The sequence below is a fragment of the Nitrospira sp. Kam-Ns4a genome (assembly GCF_965152595.1).
On the sequence record NZ_OZ224218.1, the window covers coordinates 1,303,698 to 1,319,664 of the forward strand.

The following is a 15,967-nucleotide window of genomic DNA, read 5'->3' on the forward strand; positions in this document are numbered from 1 at the left end:
GTCCGTCTCAGCACGCATACGTCCTTTCCCACCCGACGCTCATCACGCTGGAGGAGGTGCCCATGAACCGCATACTCAGGTCGGATAAGGCCGTCAGGAGCAGACTCGTCTTCGCGCTTGCCCTGGTGAGCGCGGTCAGCCCGTGGTTCGACACGCTGGCCGCGGCGCCCGTGGCGGCCTATGAAGTCTGGGCCCTGGATCAGTCGGACACGGCCAAGGAGAGCGGGGGCTTCCTGCACATCTACGACGGTGCCCAACTCGCCGCGAACCCCGCGGCAGCCAAGCCGGCGACAACGATTGACCTCGCCGGCGACGTCAACAAGCTCTGTCAGGACACGACGAAGAAGGCGGTCCGGCGCCCGCACATGATCTTCTTTACGAAGGACCAGTCCCACGCCATCATCTCGTTCCTCAGCGGACAGGTCCTGTTCCTGGATGCGGCGACCCGGAAGCCCGAGGCTTGCCTCTCGCTGGGCAAAAACGTCCACGCGGCATGGCCCACCCCGGACCAGAAGATCGTCATCGCCGCGAACATGGCCGACAAGACGTTCGTCAGGATCTGGACCGATTACGCGGCGCACACATTCCGTTTCGATCCGGAGAAGGACGTGCTCAAGCTGGGGCTGCTGGAGAGCGGCGAGCGGCCGGACACGGCGCCGGTGTGCCCGATCACAGAGTCGTCTAGCAAGTACGCGTTCGTAACCCTCCGGGGCGGCGGGTTATTCGTGGTGGACGTGACCGAGACCCCGATGAAGGTCGTGGCAACGGCCACCAACGTGGACGTGCACCCGGCGGGGTGCGGCGGCGTTCAGGTGGGCGACACGATGTATATCAACTCAGGCGGCGGCTGGCCGGCGGACAAGTTCCCGGCTGCAGCCTCCCTGTCCTACGACGTGTACGCGATCAGCCTTGCGACCCTCCCCAAGTCGGTCGAGGCGCGGCTGATCACCTCGCGCGACACCAAGTTTGCCGACTCGCACGGGATGGCGGCCGTGGGCCGGTACGTCTGGAGCGCGGACCGGGCCGGCAACAATATCGAGATCATTGACAGCCTCACGAACCTGAGCATCGGCGGGATCGAGCTGGCCGGCCCGCTCAGCGACGACCCGGCACCCGACCTGATGGACGTGGCGCCTGACCAGAGCTACGTGTTCGTCACGCTGCGAGGCCCAACCCCGCTGACCGGAAACGACAAGAAGGTGGACAATGCCAAGGGTTCGACGCCCGGCGTCGGGGTCATCCGGGTCGAGCACAGCGGCAAGGGCGGCACGTTCGTGGGGGTCGCGCGGCTCAGCAACCAGAAAGACGGGAAGGAAACGGCCGATCCGCACGGGATCGCAGTGCGGAAGTAACAGCCGCCGCGCAAGAGAGGGACGTCCCCGTGCAGGCGGGGACGCCGGGGCCTTATGTCCCGGGGCGGTCCCCAGCGGGCCCAAACCGCCCTGTCTCGCCGAGCGGTTTGTCCACCCGGAGGCTGTCGGCCCGCGAAGCCTCCAGCTCCTGCTCCTCCTCCGGGGGCGGCTCCCAGCCGAGCTTCTTGAGCGTGTCGTAGGTGATCTTCTTCAGCGACTCGATCGCGTTCAGCCGGCTGGTCGCGAACGAGAGCACGCGCTCCCCCTCGCCTCCCACTTCCGAGGCCTTCGGGTCGTGCAGGAAGGCGACCAGGGGCTCGATCGCGCTGTCGCCGATCAGGACCAGCGACGCGGCGGCCTGCTCGCGCAGGTTCACGTCCTTCAGGAGCATAATGAGATCCGGGATCACGCGCGGGTCGCGGAAATGGCCGAGCGCGGTCGCCGCCGCCTCCTTGATGAAGGCCTCCTCGCTCACGATGCAGCCCGGCGTCGGCGTGCCCTCCTGGCGGATCCCCTTGCCGCGCAGCGCGTCCAGCACCGCCGGCAGCGCCCGGGCGTCCCCGATCATGCCGAGCGACGCGATCGCGTGCCGCTTGACGGCCCCGTCCTTCATCGCCTCGATCAGCGCATCCACCGCCCGTGGGTCGCCGATCATCCCGAGCGCGATCGCCGCGTCCTCCCGCACAGCCCGATCGGGATCCTTGAGCGCGCCGATCAGCGCGTCCACGACCTTCGGCGCCTTCGCCCAGGCCCGCCCGATCTGGTAGTCGGTCGTCATGCCGCCGAGCGCACGCGCCCCGTGGCAGCGCACGACGAAGTCCTTGTCCTTCAGGCATTCGATCAGCGCGTCCACAGACGGCTCGCCGATGGCCACCAGCGCGGTCCCCGCCGTCTCGCGCACGATCTTCGACGAATCGCGGAACAGCTTCACCAAGGCCGGGACGGCCCTGGCATCGCCGATCTTCCCGAGCGCCTCTGCGGCCGCGGCCTTCACCGCTCCGTCCCGGTCCCGGCAGGCGACGATCAGTGCCTCCACCGCCCGCGCGTCCTTGATCTCCCCGCAGGCCTTGGCCGCGTGTTCGCGCACCCGCCAGCGCTCGTCCTTCAGACAGACGAGGAGCCGGTCGAGCCCCGCCGAGCCCAACCCGGCTGCTGCGGCGACGGCCGCGTTCCGGACCTCCATGATCGGGTCGTTGAACAGCTTCACGAGCGCGTCCACCGCCTTGGGGCCGCCGATCCGCCCCAAGCCCGTTGCGACATGGCAGCGGACCGACCAGAACTCGTCTTCGGTCGCGCGCAGGAGCGACTCCAGGGTCGCCGGATCAGCGAGGTCGGCCAGGGCCTTAGCGGCCTCCTCGCGGGTCGCATCGTCCACGTCTTCCAACGCTTCGAGCAACTCGTCCACCGCGTCCGCCATCGGTCACCTCTGGGGTTGGCCCCCGTTCGATGGGGGAGCGAGATTCTCCCGCCAATACTCGCGCTCGCCGCTGTAGGGCTGGGTCCGGCTGCAGCGGACCTTGAGCGTCCGCGTGCCGCGGCCCTCGACGCACTGGTCGAGGGAAGGAGCGAAGTCCAAGACCCCGTCCAGCGTGACCGTGAACGGGAAATCGAACGTGAACGTGCCGAAGCGGTAGGTCCCGGGCTTGAGCTTCACCGCCACGACCTGCGTGGTCCGGTAGGCCTCGGTGCTGGCGGGATCCAAGCTCCAGATCAACGGCGTAATCCCTGGCACATGCCACCAGGTGGGTGGCTCGAGCGCGGTGGCGTCCACTGTGATCTCGTACTGTTTGGTGTAGGGGGACTCGGGCGCGGCGGCGCCAGCGCCGCCCGCAAATCCCGTCAGGATCGCAACGGCCAGCGCCGCCGCGGCGACGCGGCTGATCCCGTCGCCCCCCGCCAGGCCGCGAGGATGTGGAGTCCGGCTACCGCGCACGTCCGTCATGGGCCGAGTCGTATTCCGGAAATTCGGGCGGGGTCGTCACCCGCCGCATGGGTCCGGTGAAAATCTCCTCCACGGATCGGCTCTCCCATTCCGTGTGGGTCTCCAAGCCGAGGGTGCGCATGACCGTCGCGCCGATGTCAATGATCGAGACCGGCTGCCGAATGGTATACCCGGCCTTGATCCCAGCGCCCCACGCGATGAGGGGCAGCCGCGGCGGCTCACCCGTCCCTGCCGACCCGCCAGCCTGGCCCGCACCGTTCGCGCCCGCCGACGCGGAACCCGGCACGCTGAGCGCCGTCGCAAACACGTTCGTCCGTTTCAACAGTCCCAAGTCCTTGTACAGATCGAGGATGGACTGGACCGCCCGGTCCACCGTCCGGAGGGCCTCCCGGTAGGCGGGCGACGTCCAGCCATTCGCCTGCCCGACCCAGGCGGCCTCCGGCAGATGGACCACGAGGAGATGGGGCAACTCCTGGATCGCATGCCCGTACCCCTGCTTGCTCGCCGCCTTGCGGAAGTACTCGCGGATGTACTTCAGCACCGTGCCCGTGTTGCATTCAGGCTTGAGCGAGCCGCACATCTGGTAATCGGTGTAGGGCTCCGGCTTGGCGAGCTGGTAGAGCGACTCGTCCATGTAGAAGATCGCGCTGTCCTTCCCACCGCTCAGGTCCAGATAGTCGAACATCGTCGGCGGGCGCGGATACCCCCGAATGAACTCGAACGTGTTCCACGTGACCCCGTGCTTCTCGACCGGCAGGCCGGTGATGATCGAGGCCATGGTAGGAAGCCGCAAGGGCGGGGTCACGCCGGCGGCGGACCAGGTCACCGAGCCTTCCTTGGCCAGGCGGTTCAGGACCGGCATGGCGCCGCTTTTCAGGGCCTCCTCCCCGACCCCTTCGAAGACGAGGAGGATGACGTACTCCACCGGCTCAGCGGCAGGCTGGGCCTTGGCTGGCGGCGCCGACTTCGGGGACGCGGCCAACCCCGCCCCGGGCAATCCCAGGGCTAGCAGACCGACCGCCAGCGCCAGCACGTCGCGTCCGTGATGCTTTCCGGTACCACCCTTGATCCACATGCTGGCCCTCTCGACTCTTCGCTGGTGGATTCCGCAGATCCCGGCTCAGCACGCCGGAGCTCACGAGCAGCGGTGGTACCTTAGCACGCACCTTTCGGCGAAGGCAAGGCGCCTCTGAAGCCACGGGAACGGGGTGGGCGGCGACCGCCCGAGGCACCCGCGACGCTGCGGGGAGGGCCAGCGGCCTGTCGTTGCACTCGGTGGCCGATTTCGGGTATGAAGGTCGCGCGCCCCCCGCTAGGCGAGAGGCATCCATGCCGTCCGGCAACAATTTTCAGCACGCCCCTTACTCCCGCGCGGACCCGGGCGACCGGGTCTGGTACCGGGAGTTCACGCCTGGCGCCTCGCCGGACTCCGTCGCCTGGCAAGACGCAATGGCGCGCCACGGGCTCGCGCTCGCGCAGGCGGGGGTCCGCACGGTGCTCTTGATGCACGGCACCTTCCTCGGCACGGACCTCTTCGGGGTCCAGCGGCTGGATGAGGCCGGCGGGCTCAAGCGCGGCTACTCCCGTGGCATTCCCGGCGTGGACGCGCTGCTCGCCCTCATGCGGGACGGGACCAACGGCCTGCCGGCTTTCAAGGACGGCCGCAAGCCGCCGCTGCACGACGACGAGGAGACCCGGGCCCAGCTCGACCTTCAGGCCGGCGACGCCGCCAATTTCCCCAAGCGGGCCCTGGACCTGTTGTCGGCTGGCCTCAACCGCGACCTGCGCGGCGCCCCGCCGATCGCCTGCGTGCGCCACCTCTGGTCCTGCGCGCACCACCACCTCGGGCGCGCCCAGGCGGCGATCCAGGTGCTCGCCCGGCTCAGGGCGCTGGCCGCCGAGCACCGGCTCGGCCCAGGCGACCGCGTCCTGGTCCTCGCCCACGGGCACGCGGGCCAGGTGCTCGCGCTCGTCTCCAACCTGCTCGCCCCGGAGGCGGCGCTCGGGCGCGACCATCTCCTTCGCACGCTGAACGCCTACTATGCCGAGATCGGCGCGGAGCCGACGCTGACGGAGCAACTGGAAGCCGTGACCCGCGCCCTGTCCTCCGGCGATCCCCTCGGCGGTGTGGCACTGGACGTGGTGACGTTCGGCACGCCGGTGCGGTACGGGTGGGAGCCCGACACGCTCGGGCGGCTCCTCCACGTCGTGAACCATCGGCCTCTGCGGCTCGACGGCAAGCGCTGGCTCGCGAAAGTGGACCTCCCGCAGATCACGATGGAGATGCCGCTGGTGCTGGGGGGCGACTACCTGCAGCAGCTCGCCGTCGCGGGATCAGATGCCGTGCCGGCGACCCCGCCGGCGCAGGCGGCGAACAAGGCGCTCTGGGAGCTCCTAGAGCCCTACGACGGCTTCGAACGCTGGCTGGAATGTGTGCGGCGGTGCGTCCGCTGTCCCCAGGACGGGCTCTGCCTGCTCGTGGACTACAAGGATACGGTCCTGCCCCCGGCTGGGAAAGCCACGGACGTCGTCTACGGGCACGCCGCCTACACCCGCCTGAACGCCCTGCTCTTCAACATCACGGAGATTGTGCACGCGCTCTACCCGGTCGGCTCGCCGGCCTGAGACCCTATCGGTGTAACGTGCGGGTAATAATGTAGTAGAACCTATCTCAAAATCGGTGTCCGGGCAGGATCGCGTATGCCGTGAGGGGCCTCGGCCATGAACGAAGTGCCGTTTTCCTGGGAAAATGGCCCTTGGAGATCTGAGCTGGCCCCACCGCCTTTCATTGAAACGCGGGTTTTTCGATTTTGAGATAGGTTCTAGCCTGCTTTATTCGTGACTGATGGCCCAGGTCACCCGATCGCAGAGTTCTGCGGGCCATCGGCGCCGATTCCGAGTGCGTGGAGGTCTCTGGACGTGTAACGTGAGGGCTGCACGGGGTCTCCGTCTGGTTGCAGCCCATCAGACCAGTCGTGTCAGGCCGGATCTGCAGACACCGCTCCTGCAAGAGCAGGTGGAGACCGTGTGCGACCCAGCCCCGGACCCTCGGTTACCCAGGCGAGGCGCCCACGGCCAGGGCCAGTTGGCGCCAGGTCAGGCGCCATGGCGCAGGACGAGGCAGGTGCAGGACGAGCCGACGGACCGATCCTTCCACCCAAACGGCCAGCTTGAGTAACCGGTCGCGGAGGGTGGACACCTGCGCCGTGGCGCAGACGGTCCCCTGGGCGCGCCGCCGCAATGCTTGGAGCAGCACGTACGCCGCGGCGGTGAGCAGCACCCGAAATTGGTTGGCCCAGAACCGCGAACAACTCGTGCGGTCCAACGCCAGCCCGTGATGCAGCTCCTTGAGCCGGTTCTCCATGTCGCCGCGCTGACAATAGCGCGCATAGACCGCCGCCGGGTCGTCGGGGAGCTTCGGGACCACAAACCGCGGGTTGCATGTCGGATCCCGTCCCGGCAGCCGCACGACCTCGGCCTTCATGATCACCCGCCAGGGATGGGACCACGACGCAGCGGCATACTGGGTCTCCCCATAGCGGTGTTCGGTCCGGCCGCTGGCCTTCGAGCCCGCCCAGGCTTCGGCCAACAGTTTGCCGGCCCGCCGGTCCAGCCGGGCATTGCCGGCGAGGCCCACCACGTATTCGACCCGCTCCGCCTCCAGGAAGGCCAGCCAGTCGTTCCCGGCGAAGCCGCCGTCCACGCGGACGCGCAGGGCCGCCGTCGGGAACGCGCGGCGCAGGCGGCGGAGCAGCCCGCGCACCAACCCGACCGCGCCCCGCTTCGCCGGGCTGTTCCCCGGGCGCAGCACGATGGCCACCAGATACTGCTCGGCTTCGTCATTGAAGGTCAGCGTGGCTACCAGCGGCAGATAGCACCAGGTGTCATAGTGGCCCTTGAAGAAGGTGAATTCCTGCTGACCGTGCGTCGGGTCGTCCGTGGGATCCAGATCGATCGTGATGCGCTGCGCGCGCCCCTTGAGCCGGCGGCGGTGCTGGGCGATCACGGTGGCGGCCATGGTCCGTCCCATGCGCGCCAAGGCCCACGGGCCGACGGCATTCTCAAAGCGGGACAGGGTCGGCTGCGAGGCCAAGGCGGCCCCGGTGAGTGGGTCTCGGCCCACGGCCAGCTTGTGCAACGGATCGTTCGCTAGCCGCGCGGCATCGTTCCCATCCTCGTACCCACAGGCCAGGCCGAAGATCCGTTGTCGCAGCAGATCCCGCACCGTGTGCCGAATCTTGTCGGGATCCCGGCGGTCGACCAGACACCCGGCGAGCTGATCGGTCAACTGGAGCTGGTCATCCAGCGCCTTCAGCAACACCGCCCCGCCATCGGTGCTGGCCTGCGCCTGATCAAAGCGCGCCACCACCGGCTGCAGTTTGTCGTAGAATTCAAAGGTCACTTGCGGTATACAGTCTGTCGCCATCGAGTTCCCTCCCAACTGTCTGTAGAAGTGCCTGAGCACCGCTCCTATAGCACAGTTTCGAGCCTCGATGACTTTTTTATGGCGCCAGTCGTGAATTTTCCGGGCTAGTAAAATGTGTAGCAACGGTGACAACATGGCGCTGAACATCAGGAACGTGGAAACCGAGAAGCTGGCGGCGGCGCTGGCGTCCCTAACCGGCGAAACAAAGACCGAGGCTGTGACGAAGGCGCTCAAAGAGCGCCTGGAAAAACTGAAGCGCCGTCGGGGCCGCAATAGACTGGCCGACGAGTTGGATGAGATCGCAAAGCATTGCGCCTCCCTGCCCGTGCGCGACCTGCGCAGCGATGACGAGATCATCGGATATGACGAGAAAGGGCTGCCTGCGTGATCGTGATTGATACATCGGCTGTGTTGGCAGTGTTGCGGGATGAGCCGGAACGCCGGATCTTCACGGAAGCCATTGAGCATGCGGAGCGATGCTGCATATCGGCAGTCAGTTTTGTGGAGGCGTCGCTGGTGATCGAAGCGCGCAGCGGCTAAGAAGGACTGAGGTGATTGTTCGCCACGACGCCGCTGGCAAGCGTTTCCACAAAGGGGGTGATGCCGGTAATTTGCCCCGGATTCCGGATCCGTTGTCGCGCGTAGGTAATCGTGAACTGCACGTGCTGCGACACCCACCAAGTCACATCCATTCCCCCCTCGACCTTCTTTTCATGTACGGGGAATCCACGGCCGCGCTCCGACAGTTCGAAATTGAGGCCGACCCGCACCGTCTCCGTAAGGGAGCGGGTCGCGCGTACAAACAGGTCGGTCGCATCCGTGCCCATCCAGTGCCCAAGCGGATAGCCCCGAAACCGCATCCCGCTCACATAGGTGCCATTGTTGTACCAAATATTGGCCAACTCGGGATGCCGGCGCCGCTCAATATCGGTGTCCGCATACTCGACCCGGAAATCGAGCGTATCGCCCCGGAAGACCTGCGGGATATAGGCCCCGACCAAAAAGGCCCCGCGGCTGGGCAGGGGAAACTGCGACCATTTATCCTCCGAGCCCAGCTCCCCATAGAACTGGAACCCAGCCGGAAACGGAACCACGTAGTCCACGTGCGGAATTCGCGCTCGGAAATCAATCAGGCTTTCTTCATTCACATCTTGATCGCCGGGCTGATTCGGGGGATTGGTATAGGCGTCAATGACCGTACGGGGAAACGACTGATTCCGGCCCCGGCCATCAAACTGGGTCAACCGGGTGAGGCCCACTTCCAGCCAGTCAACCGGCAGGTAGCTGATCCGGAGGCCGAAGACTTTCGCACGGGGGAAATCTCGATTCCGCTCCAACTGGGTCAGAAACGTATGGATCCTCCACTCACCGAGTGACTTGAAGACCCAGGGCAGCTTGAAGGGCTCGTCGCTGCCGACCTGGACCATATCCAGCGGGAAGGCATGATCCGACAGCAACAGGGTGCCCCGATACCCCGGCCCCCACCAATTCGACCCGCGCCCCACCTGGACTGCGATGTTGAAGAGCGTGAGCTTGGCATTGAGTTCCTGGAAGTACACGTTCTTGTCGTTGGCGGTCGCGCCGATGCCGAGCGCACGGACATTGCTGATGTACTTGGGGTCCATGCTGACCGCGAGCAGCTCGCCCAGCTCGACCCACCCCCGCAGATCCGATTGCACCTGCTCGCCGTTCGCATAATACTGGCCCATCCGGTTTTCCCGAAGCCGGACCGTCTGCCCGCCACCGACGAAAAACGCGTCCCCCTCGATCTGCACCCGGGCCCCCACCCGGACGACTCCGTTGCGGGCGGAGGTAATCCCGCACCTTTCGTTGCACCTCCACTGGAGTGTCGCTCGGAGAAAGCACCTCGACGGCCAGATCCGGCGTCCCCTGCAGGAACGTCTCCGGCAGTTTCCCCTCCGGCAATCGCTGAGAGGAAAGAAACGCCACGTCCGGAGCTCGTACCCGTTCCGGGTCATGAGGGAGCGCCAACACGAATCCCACGGCGCCGACCAGCACTTCACCGCCACCATACCGTTCCACATGCTCGGCCAGCTTGCGATACAACCGCCCTGTCATCTTGCCGTGGATGCCTCCAGCCGGCGCCATCTCGATCACTGCTCCGTCCACGAGTTCGCGCCGGACATCGCCGTCGCCCATCCGCCAGAGGGCTCGAGCGGTCAGCCGTGTCTTCGTCGCCATCGGCGAGGTCCTCCCTCTGCCAGCCAGCCGTCATGACGACCCCGGAGAACCGGTGGCGCCAACCTGGATGCCCTCCCCCCATCGCGCAAGGCCGAGCACCGTGGCCCCGGCAGGTCGGGAACCGGACCGCGTTTTCTTCCTCCCGTAGGAGCCAGGCCTTAGCCCAGCACAGCCTCTACTGAGAGAACGAGATCGGGGAACGCCTGCGGAGCCAGACGGTGGCCGCGCCGCACGATTCGGCACTCCTGATAGCCTTGCGGGGCGGGACAGCACGAGACCTCGATCGTGTCAGCCGCCAAGTCCACCAGCCAGACCTCGGGCACCCCAGAGCGGGCATACAGCGGGAGCTTGACCTCGCGATCCGAGTCGGCAGAAGTCTCGGCCACCTCCACCACAAGGAGGACCTCCTCGGGGCTAGGGTAGGATTGGGCGTAGAAATCCGGCCGAGGTCCCAACAACGTGAGGTCCGGTTGGGGCTCGGAATGCTCCCCAAGCCGGATGGGGTTCTGGATACTTACGACAGCCCGATCTCCAACCACTTGAGAAAACAACCGATTCAGGCGGTTGACGACCCCGGCGTGCCGACTCCCAATGGGAGCCATCGCGACAAGCTCCCCTTCCAGAAGCTCCACCCGGTCATCCTCGCCCAAAATGCCCGCCTCGGCCATCTTGTGGTACTCGGCCACGGTGAACAACCGCTTCAGCACCTGCCCGGCCATCGCAGTCCTCCTCAGCTATGCTCCCGCTCACGCTACCATAGGAAACCCAGCGGGGCAAGCCTCAGCCTCGGAGCAGACGCGACGACTCGTCGGGGGGAACCGGTGCCCAATGCGTCCACGGCAGCTTCAACCTAAATCCTGCGCCGAGATTGGCATCGGACACGTTTTAGGCCGCAGCTACTGCGTGTGTGTGGCATCTTGACGTGACGGAATGAATGCTACCTCATAGGTAGGGTTCATTCCGATGCCAAAAGGGCCCCGAAGACTGGCAATCGCCTTTGGCTATGCCCACCAGGGGCCCCAGGGAGGTCGCCTGGAAATACGCTCTGCAGAAGATCGAGAGAATCAAGGCCTGAGTACACTTTTCACGCCGGATTTAGGTTCAAATCACCGTTCCGTCCCCCGCACCACGCGCACGCAACCGACGCAACCGAAGGTTCGAGGCAAATAGGCAACCGGCGGACCACCGGCATCAGCACATGCGAGAACACCGCATACATCCCGGCGCCTGAGGTTCTCCCCTTGACACGCAAGGAGGAGGGGGGTTATACGTTTCCCAAATAGTGTTCAACTGTTACCGGAGAGGTTGAACCCATGATGACCGTCAAAACTCTGTCCAAAGGCCAGATCGTCATCCCGGCTCAGTTACGCCGGAAGTACCACATCACGAGGGGCTCGAACCTGCAGATCTTGGAATACGGGGGAATGATTCACATTATTCCTCCGGTCGTTGATCCGATCAAGGCCGCGGCCGGCTGTCTGCCGCGGAAGCCTTCGCTCGCCAAGAAGCTGCTGAAAGAACGGGGCAGGGACTTTGCGTGACCGCACGCCTGATTTTCGACAGCCATGCCCTGCTTCAATTCTTTCAGGCAGAGGCCGGCGCCGAAGCCGTCGAGCGATGGCTCCGAACGGCCCACCGCAAGCGCTGGGCCACCTATCTCTGCGCGATCAACCTCGGCGAGATCATCTATACGACCAAACGACGGTTTGGCGATCAGCGAAAGCTGGAGGTGCTGGGGCACATTCATCGGCTGAATCTGACCATTCTGCCCGTCCCCAACGACCTCATCTGTCAGGCCGCCGAGTTCAAAGCAGAGTTCAGTATCTCGTACGCGGACTGCTTCGTCTTGGCCTGCGCGGTTGAACAATCGGCGGCCATCGTCACGGGAGATCCGGACTTTCAAAAGGTGGCCCATCTGGCCAAAATCCACTGGGTCTAACCCGGTGGTCCCGCACCCGCGTCCATATTGCTACTGAACCTCCCCACGGCTAAAGCCGGGGGGTTCTGGCGCGTGCGCCGGATGTCTGTTCGGCTCTCACCATCGTCGCGGCGGCAACGAGGCTACAGCATCCGAACTCTCCACCCAGCACCGGTTGGCGCCTTCGAGAACGAGCCGCTCTGTCTCCGGCACGGAGGCCGAAGCTGGCGGGCACCGGCCCGCCGTTCGCGGCTTGCACCACCCTGGACACCGCGTTCTCCAGCAGCGGTTCCGCAGCGCACCAGCCCGTGCGAGCTGATTCGGTGTCCAGCACCCAGGTCCCTCCATCCTTGCGGACGTGCAGGCCCAGATAGGCACTATACAGATCCCGTTGCGCACGCACGCCGCACGCGCACTGGTGCCAGCGTTGCGACAACGGTTTCTTCACGACAGCCCCGCAGTGACAGCGTTGCGAGCGCTTCGTGGTCCGGGTCGGGAACTCGATCACCGCGCCGCCAGCCCTTGCAGCCTTGCGGCGCAGACGATCCATGAACATCCCCGGGGCCCGGTCGCGGACGCTCGTGCCGAACTTCCGCTGAAAGGCCTTGTACGACAGTTTTTCCGCCAGAACGGTGCGACCCATGGCGATGATGCGGTGGGCGAGCCGTCCGTGCTCGGCCTTGCGGCAGGCCGCAAGGCGCCGGTGCAAATCCGCGAGCCGGACCCGCAGGCGTAGGTAGCCTTTGGTGAAGACCCAGTGCAGCCGCTCGCCTGGCTTGGGTGTTTTGCTAGTCCCGTCGGCGTGGTAATTGTCCGGATTGGACCGGCGCCGGGAGCGGTCCAGGGCCCGCTGGATTCGCCGAATGGCCTGGTGGAGCGCCGGCACGGAGCCGCACAATGGTTCCAGCACGGCCTCCGTCTCGCCCACCGCCGCGATGGTCGACGGCCCAATATCGATGCTGCATGTCCCCGCACGCACCGGGTGGTTGTCTTTCCACTTTGGCGCGCCGGCCAACACCAACTGCACGGCCCACCGCGTCGTGCCCCGAAGGACGCGCCGCACGATGCGGCAGTACTTCACAGGATGTTGCAGGGCCATGCTCTGCACACCATGCGTGTCCTTCCGATCGAACATGACCGCCAGATGCACCCCGCCCCATTCAACGTGGTCGCCCCGCCACCGGATCGCAGTCGCGTTGGACTTGCCGTCCATCGAGTCCAGCGCTTTCCACTTCGGCTTGAAGCGCGGACGCCCGCCCGTGCGAAACTGGTCGCGCTGAACCGCCTTCCATGCACGTGTCCCGATTTTCTGGGTGGTGTGCGCATCCAGATGCTCACCAATCCAGCAGGCGTTCTTGCACTGGGTGACGTAGGACTGGATGTCGGACTCGGTCAAGCCCACCGCTTTGGTGAGGCGTGAGAACTCGGCTGCACGGGCGTTGCGCTCGGCAGGCGTTGCGCACGGCATGGTCCGCGCGGCGTGCCACGCCTGGGCTTGCTTGAGCCGGTCGAGACGCCGCAGCGCCTCGCCCAGGGCGGCGTTATACAACTGGCGCCCCGCCTCGAAGCGCACGGAGAGCACGCGGTGTTCATGAGGCCCCACCTTCAACGGTAATTCCAGCACGAAGAATGGTCCGGCGTTCCTACCCAGGCTTCTGCTGCTCAATGTCCTGTTTGACCATCTCCAGCGGAGCGCCGCCCACGGTCGAGACGACATAGCTGTTGGTCCAAAGACTCGGCAATCGGGTACGCCACCAGCGAAATTCCTGGCGCAGCAAGCAAGAAGACCTCCCCTTGATCAACTTGACCAGGTGATGGATGCCAAACTGCGGGTCCACCTCGACCAGCAGCTGCACATGGTCGGGCATCACCTCCACCTCCACCTCCAGCACCTCGCTCCCCGTCTCAGCACACACCTGCTGTATAACCCTGAATCCTGCGTGAAAAGTGATGGTTTCACGGCGTGAGTCTCTCAATCTTCTGCAGGGCATACCGCCATGCTGCTTCTCGGGGACCACTCGCAGGCAAGGTCAAGCTTGGCCGGTTGCCCGCTTTGCGCGACTGGGCTGGCATAAGTAGGATCTTGTGGCGCAGTGTCTGGAGGGTGGCGTGCGGTGGTGTCCCCCTTTCCGTGGAAATTTAAAAGGCGTATCCTCCCGGCACTACCACAACCGGCCCTGGGGAAGGCCGAAACCACAGGAGGAAGACGCCGCTGAGCACGCAGGCTCCTCCAGTTCGGAGCACAGGAGAAGCCCGTTTTGGACCGGACCGGTTGACGGAGGCGTTGCGAGCACGGATCCGGGAGGTGATCGTCACGCTGGTGGAGGGCGAGCTGACGGAGACCCGGGCGGCCCTGCCGTCTCCACGCACGGAGGGGCGGCGCGGGGATCGGCACGGGAGCGAGCCGCGGACCATCACGACGGGGTTGGGCGCGGCCACGGTCGAGCGGCCGCGGGGGCGTCGGCGGCAAGACGGCCGGTGGGGCGAAGGGCAGCGTCCCCGGCTGCCGCGGGATGAGCGCCGGGCGCGGGCCGTGGACGCGGCGGGGCTGGGGGCCTCTCGGACCGGCGCGACCCAGCGACGGATCACAGGCGCGCTGGCCCCGTTGCGGCGCGGGGCGCCGCTGTCGAAGCGCGCCATCTCCCGGCTGGTGGGTCGGGTGAAGAGCCTGTGTGAGCAATGGCGCCAGCGACCGCTGGCGGAGGAGCGGTGCGTCGCTCTGGATCTGGACGCCGTGGCGCGGCGCGTGCGCCTGGCGCAGCAGGGCGTGACCGCGTCGGTGTGGGTCGCGCTGGGCGTCCGGGCCGATGGGCAGCAGGGGGGCCTCGACCTGGAGCGGCTCACGAGCGAAGCGACCCCCGCCTGGCAAGGCCTCCTGGAAGGGCTCGCTGCCCGGGGCTGCGCCAGCCGCGGCGGTGTGTGATCGACGGGCACCCCGGCTGGCGCGCGGCGGGGGAGGCGACCTGGCCCGGCGTGGCCGGGCCGCGCGGTCCGGTTCACACGCTGCCGGGTACCCGCCTGGCGGGTGTGGAACGGCCTGCCCCCACGCAGGCCGTCGAGGAGCTCCGCACGGACTCTCACGCGATCGTCTCCGCCGAGAGTCTCCACGCCGCCCGGCACGCGTACCGGGCGTTGCTCAGCACATGGCGCGCGCGAGCGCCCAAGGTGGCCGCAAGCCTCGAGGAAGCCGGCGAGGACCTGCTGACCTGTTCCCGCTTCCCGAGGAGTCAGTGGACGTCGCGGCGGACCACCCACGCGATGGAGCGGTTCCATGGGGAGGTCCGTCGGCGGGTGAAGACGCAAGGGGCGTTGCCCACCGCGCAGGCGGCGGAACTCTTGCTGTTTGGGTTGATCCTGAGCGGGCAGATTCGGAGGCGCCGGATCGATGGCTGGCGCGACCTGGTGCCAGACGCGGCCGAGGAGGCTCCACGAGCCGCCTGAGCGCCGAGGCCAGGGGATGGACCGAGAGGAGATCGTTGATCCTAGGGCAAATGTGTGAGCCATTGTTCAAGCCAGATGCCGGGAGAAGCCAATTTCTACGGAAATCGGGACACAACCGCGCCGCTCACCCCATGGATGAATCCAGGGGCTTGCGCGGCGCAGTTGGTCAGACTCAACGGACCCAATCGACTCAATTGACCCTCCCGCCGCAACGACGCCCCCGCAGTGCCTGACGCAACGATGCCGCACGCGATCTTCCGAAGGTCTCTCATCTCGGAAACGCTTCCCGCACTCCCCCATCGACCGGGATCACCTCTCCAGTGGTCTTTGACGATCGATCGGATGCAAGGAACAGGGCTGCTTCCGCGACGTCCTGAGCAAGGACCCTGACCTTGAGCCAATTTCTGCCGGCACAAAAGTCCTCGAGCTGTTGGACCGGCACGCCATACACCTTCGCCCGGGCCTTCCTGATTTCCTTCGACCAGAGACCGGAACCGTCAAAAACGGCGTCGGGATTGACCATGTTGACCCTCACTCCGATCGCCCCTCCCTCGATCGCGAGAACGCGAGCAAGCTGGGCCTGGGCCGCCTTCGAAGCCGAGCAGGCGCCGAAGCCACCACCCGGAGCCAGGACGCCATTCATCCCCGCCTTCCTGTGAGGGCCCGGACGGGAGCTTGACGGCATT

Annotated in this window: 14 protein-coding genes and 3 pseudogenes; 7 read left to right on the forward strand and 10 right to left on the reverse strand. The window is 66.2% G+C overall.

All coding sequences use genetic code 11. The features are described 5' to 3' along the window. Positions 1-62: 62 nt before the first annotated feature. Positions 63-1,352: a hypothetical protein gene (locus tag ACWHYQ_RS06490; RefSeq protein ID WP_447974906.1), complete on the forward strand. Its 1,290-nt coding sequence runs from the start codon at positions 63-65 to the stop codon at positions 1,350-1,352. Between the two features lie 52 nt (positions 1,353-1,404). Here the strand turns inward: ACWHYQ_RS06490 and ACWHYQ_RS06495 are convergent, their stop codons facing one another. From ACWHYQ_RS06495 to ACWHYQ_RS06505, 3 genes are read right to left on the reverse strand one after another with little or no spacing between them, the layout of a single operon-like run. Further along, complete coding sequence (locus tag ACWHYQ_RS06495; RefSeq protein ID WP_447974907.1) at positions 1,405-2,769, reverse strand: HEAT repeat domain-containing protein; 1,365 nt, start codon at positions 2,767-2,769, stop codon at positions 1,405-1,407. Positions 2,770-2,772: 3 nt separating this feature from the next. Further along, positions 2,773-3,294, reverse strand: a complete 522-nt coding sequence (locus tag ACWHYQ_RS06500) for a hypothetical protein (RefSeq protein ID WP_447974908.1) — start codon at positions 3,292-3,294, stop codon at positions 2,773-2,775. Continuing rightward, positions 3,275-4,369 (reverse strand): alkaline phosphatase family protein, encoded by a 1,095-nt coding sequence (locus ACWHYQ_RS06505; RefSeq protein WP_447974909.1) that lies wholly within the window; start codon positions 4,367-4,369, stop codon positions 3,275-3,277. The genes ACWHYQ_RS06500 and ACWHYQ_RS06505 overlap by 20 nt, the downstream gene beginning before the upstream one ends. Before the next feature lie 254 nt (positions 4,370-4,623). On the opposite strand from ACWHYQ_RS06505, the gene ACWHYQ_RS06510 reads away from it, so the two are divergent. Beyond that, positions 4,624-5,919 (forward strand): hypothetical protein, encoded by a 1,296-nt coding sequence (locus ACWHYQ_RS06510; RefSeq protein WP_447974910.1) that lies wholly within the window; start codon positions 4,624-4,626, stop codon positions 5,917-5,919. Between the two features lie 427 nt (positions 5,920-6,346). On the opposite strand, the gene ACWHYQ_RS06515 is transcribed toward ACWHYQ_RS06510, so the two are convergent. Further along, the gene (locus ACWHYQ_RS06515; protein WP_447972836.1) at positions 6,347-7,720 is read right to left on the reverse strand and encodes an IS1380 family transposase; all 1,374 of its coding nucleotides are present in this window, start codon (positions 7,718-7,720) and stop codon (positions 6,347-6,349) included. Positions 7,721-7,853: 133 nt separating this feature from the next. On the opposite strand from ACWHYQ_RS06515, the gene ACWHYQ_RS06520 reads away from it, so the two are divergent. Both ACWHYQ_RS06520 and ACWHYQ_RS06525 read left to right on the forward strand, forming a co-directional pair. Beyond that, positions 7,854-8,108, forward strand: a complete 255-nt coding sequence (locus tag ACWHYQ_RS06520) for a type II toxin-antitoxin system VapB family antitoxin (RefSeq protein ID WP_447974911.1) — start codon at positions 7,854-7,856, stop codon at positions 8,106-8,108. Then, positions 8,105-8,260, forward strand: coding sequence for a type II toxin-antitoxin system VapC family toxin (locus ACWHYQ_RS06525; protein ID WP_447974912.1), 156 nt, complete (start codon positions 8,105-8,107; stop codon positions 8,258-8,260). Before ACWHYQ_RS06520 ends, ACWHYQ_RS06525 begins: the two co-directional genes overlap by 4 nt. Here ACWHYQ_RS06525 and ACWHYQ_RS06530 read toward each other — a convergent pair. The 3 genes and pseudogenes from ACWHYQ_RS06530 to ACWHYQ_RS06540 form a co-directional block, all read right to left on the reverse strand. After that, positions 8,257-9,507, reverse strand: coding sequence for a capsule assembly Wzi family protein (locus ACWHYQ_RS06530; protein WP_447974913.1), 1,251 nt, complete (start codon positions 9,505-9,507; stop codon positions 8,257-8,259). The genes ACWHYQ_RS06525 and ACWHYQ_RS06530 overlap by 4 nt on opposite strands. A gap of 28 nt (positions 9,508-9,535) precedes the next feature. Then, positions 9,536-9,922: pseudogene (locus tag ACWHYQ_RS06535) on the reverse strand (Uma2 family endonuclease); the annotation flags it as partial. A gap of 158 nt (positions 9,923-10,080) precedes the next feature. Continuing rightward, entirely contained in the window at positions 10,081-10,641 is a 561-nt protein-coding gene (locus tag ACWHYQ_RS06540; protein ID WP_447974914.1) for a Uma2 family endonuclease, read from the reverse strand. 594 nt (positions 10,642-11,235) lie between these two features. Here ACWHYQ_RS06540 and ACWHYQ_RS06545 point away from each other — a divergent pair. Then, the gene (locus ACWHYQ_RS06545) at positions 11,236-11,463 is read left to right on the forward strand and encodes an AbrB/MazE/SpoVT family DNA-binding domain-containing protein (RefSeq protein WP_447974915.1); all 228 of its coding nucleotides are present in this window, start codon (positions 11,236-11,238) and stop codon (positions 11,461-11,463) included. Beyond that, positions 11,460-11,861, forward strand: coding sequence for a PIN domain-containing protein (locus ACWHYQ_RS06550; protein ID WP_447974916.1), 402 nt, complete (start codon positions 11,460-11,462; stop codon positions 11,859-11,861). The genes ACWHYQ_RS06545 and ACWHYQ_RS06550 overlap by 4 nt, the downstream gene beginning before the upstream one ends. A 49-nt stretch (positions 11,862-11,910) precedes the next feature. On the opposite strand, the gene ACWHYQ_RS06555 is transcribed toward ACWHYQ_RS06550, so the two are convergent. Together ACWHYQ_RS06555 and tnpA are read right to left on the reverse strand one after the other, a co-directional pair. After that, positions 11,911-13,422 carry a zinc ribbon domain-containing protein gene (locus tag ACWHYQ_RS06555; protein ID WP_447974917.1) on the reverse strand — a complete coding sequence of 504 codons (1,512 nt, stop codon included), beginning with the start codon at positions 13,420-13,422 and terminating at the stop codon, positions 11,911-11,913. A 61-nt stretch (positions 13,423-13,483) separates the two neighbouring features. Beyond that, positions 13,484-13,768 (reverse strand): annotated as a pseudogene (gene tnpA / locus ACWHYQ_RS06560) (IS200/IS605 family transposase); the annotation flags it as partial. 392 nt (positions 13,769-14,160) lie between these two features. On the opposite strand from tnpA, the pseudogene ACWHYQ_RS06565 reads away from it, so the two are divergent. After that, positions 14,161-15,281: pseudogene (locus tag ACWHYQ_RS06565) on the forward strand (IS256 family transposase). 268 nt (positions 15,282-15,549) lie between these two features. Here the strand turns inward: ACWHYQ_RS06565 and ACWHYQ_RS06570 are convergent. Further along, positions 15,550-15,924, reverse strand: coding sequence for an SDR family oxidoreductase (locus ACWHYQ_RS06570; protein WP_447974918.1), 375 nt, complete (start codon positions 15,922-15,924; stop codon positions 15,550-15,552). Between the last annotated feature and the right edge of the window lie 43 nt (positions 15,925-15,967).

Coding starts and splice junctions, on each gene's coding strand:
- ACWHYQ_RS06490 (WP_447974906.1), top strand. CDS start 63: ATGAACCGCATACTCAGGTCGGATAAGGCCGTCAGGAGCAGACTCGTC.
- ACWHYQ_RS06495 (WP_447974907.1), bottom strand. CDS start 2,769: ATGGCGGACGCGGTGGACGAGTTGCTCGAAGCGTTGGAAGACGTGGAC.
- ACWHYQ_RS06500 (WP_447974908.1), bottom strand. CDS start 3,294: ATGACGGACGTGCGCGGTAGCCGGACTCCACATCCTCGCGGCCTGGCG.
- ACWHYQ_RS06505 (WP_447974909.1), bottom strand. CDS start 4,369: ATGTGGATCAAGGGTGGTACCGGAAAGCATCACGGACGCGACGTGCTG.
- ACWHYQ_RS06510 (WP_447974910.1), top strand. CDS start 4,624: ATGCCGTCCGGCAACAATTTTCAGCACGCCCCTTACTCCCGCGCGGAC.
- ACWHYQ_RS06515 (WP_447972836.1), bottom strand. CDS start 7,720: ATGGCGACAGACTGTATACCGCAAGTGACCTTTGAATTCTACGACAAA.
- ACWHYQ_RS06520 (WP_447974911.1), top strand. CDS start 7,854: ATGGCGCTGAACATCAGGAACGTGGAAACCGAGAAGCTGGCGGCGGCG.
- ACWHYQ_RS06540 (WP_447974914.1), bottom strand. CDS start 10,641: ATGGCCGGGCAGGTGCTGAAGCGGTTGTTCACCGTGGCCGAGTACCAC.
- ACWHYQ_RS06545 (WP_447974915.1), top strand. CDS start 11,236: ATGATGACCGTCAAAACTCTGTCCAAAGGCCAGATCGTCATCCCGGCT.
- ACWHYQ_RS06570 (WP_447974918.1), bottom strand. CDS start 15,924: ATGAATGGCGTCCTGGCTCCGGGTGGTGGCTTCGGCGCCTGCTCGGCT.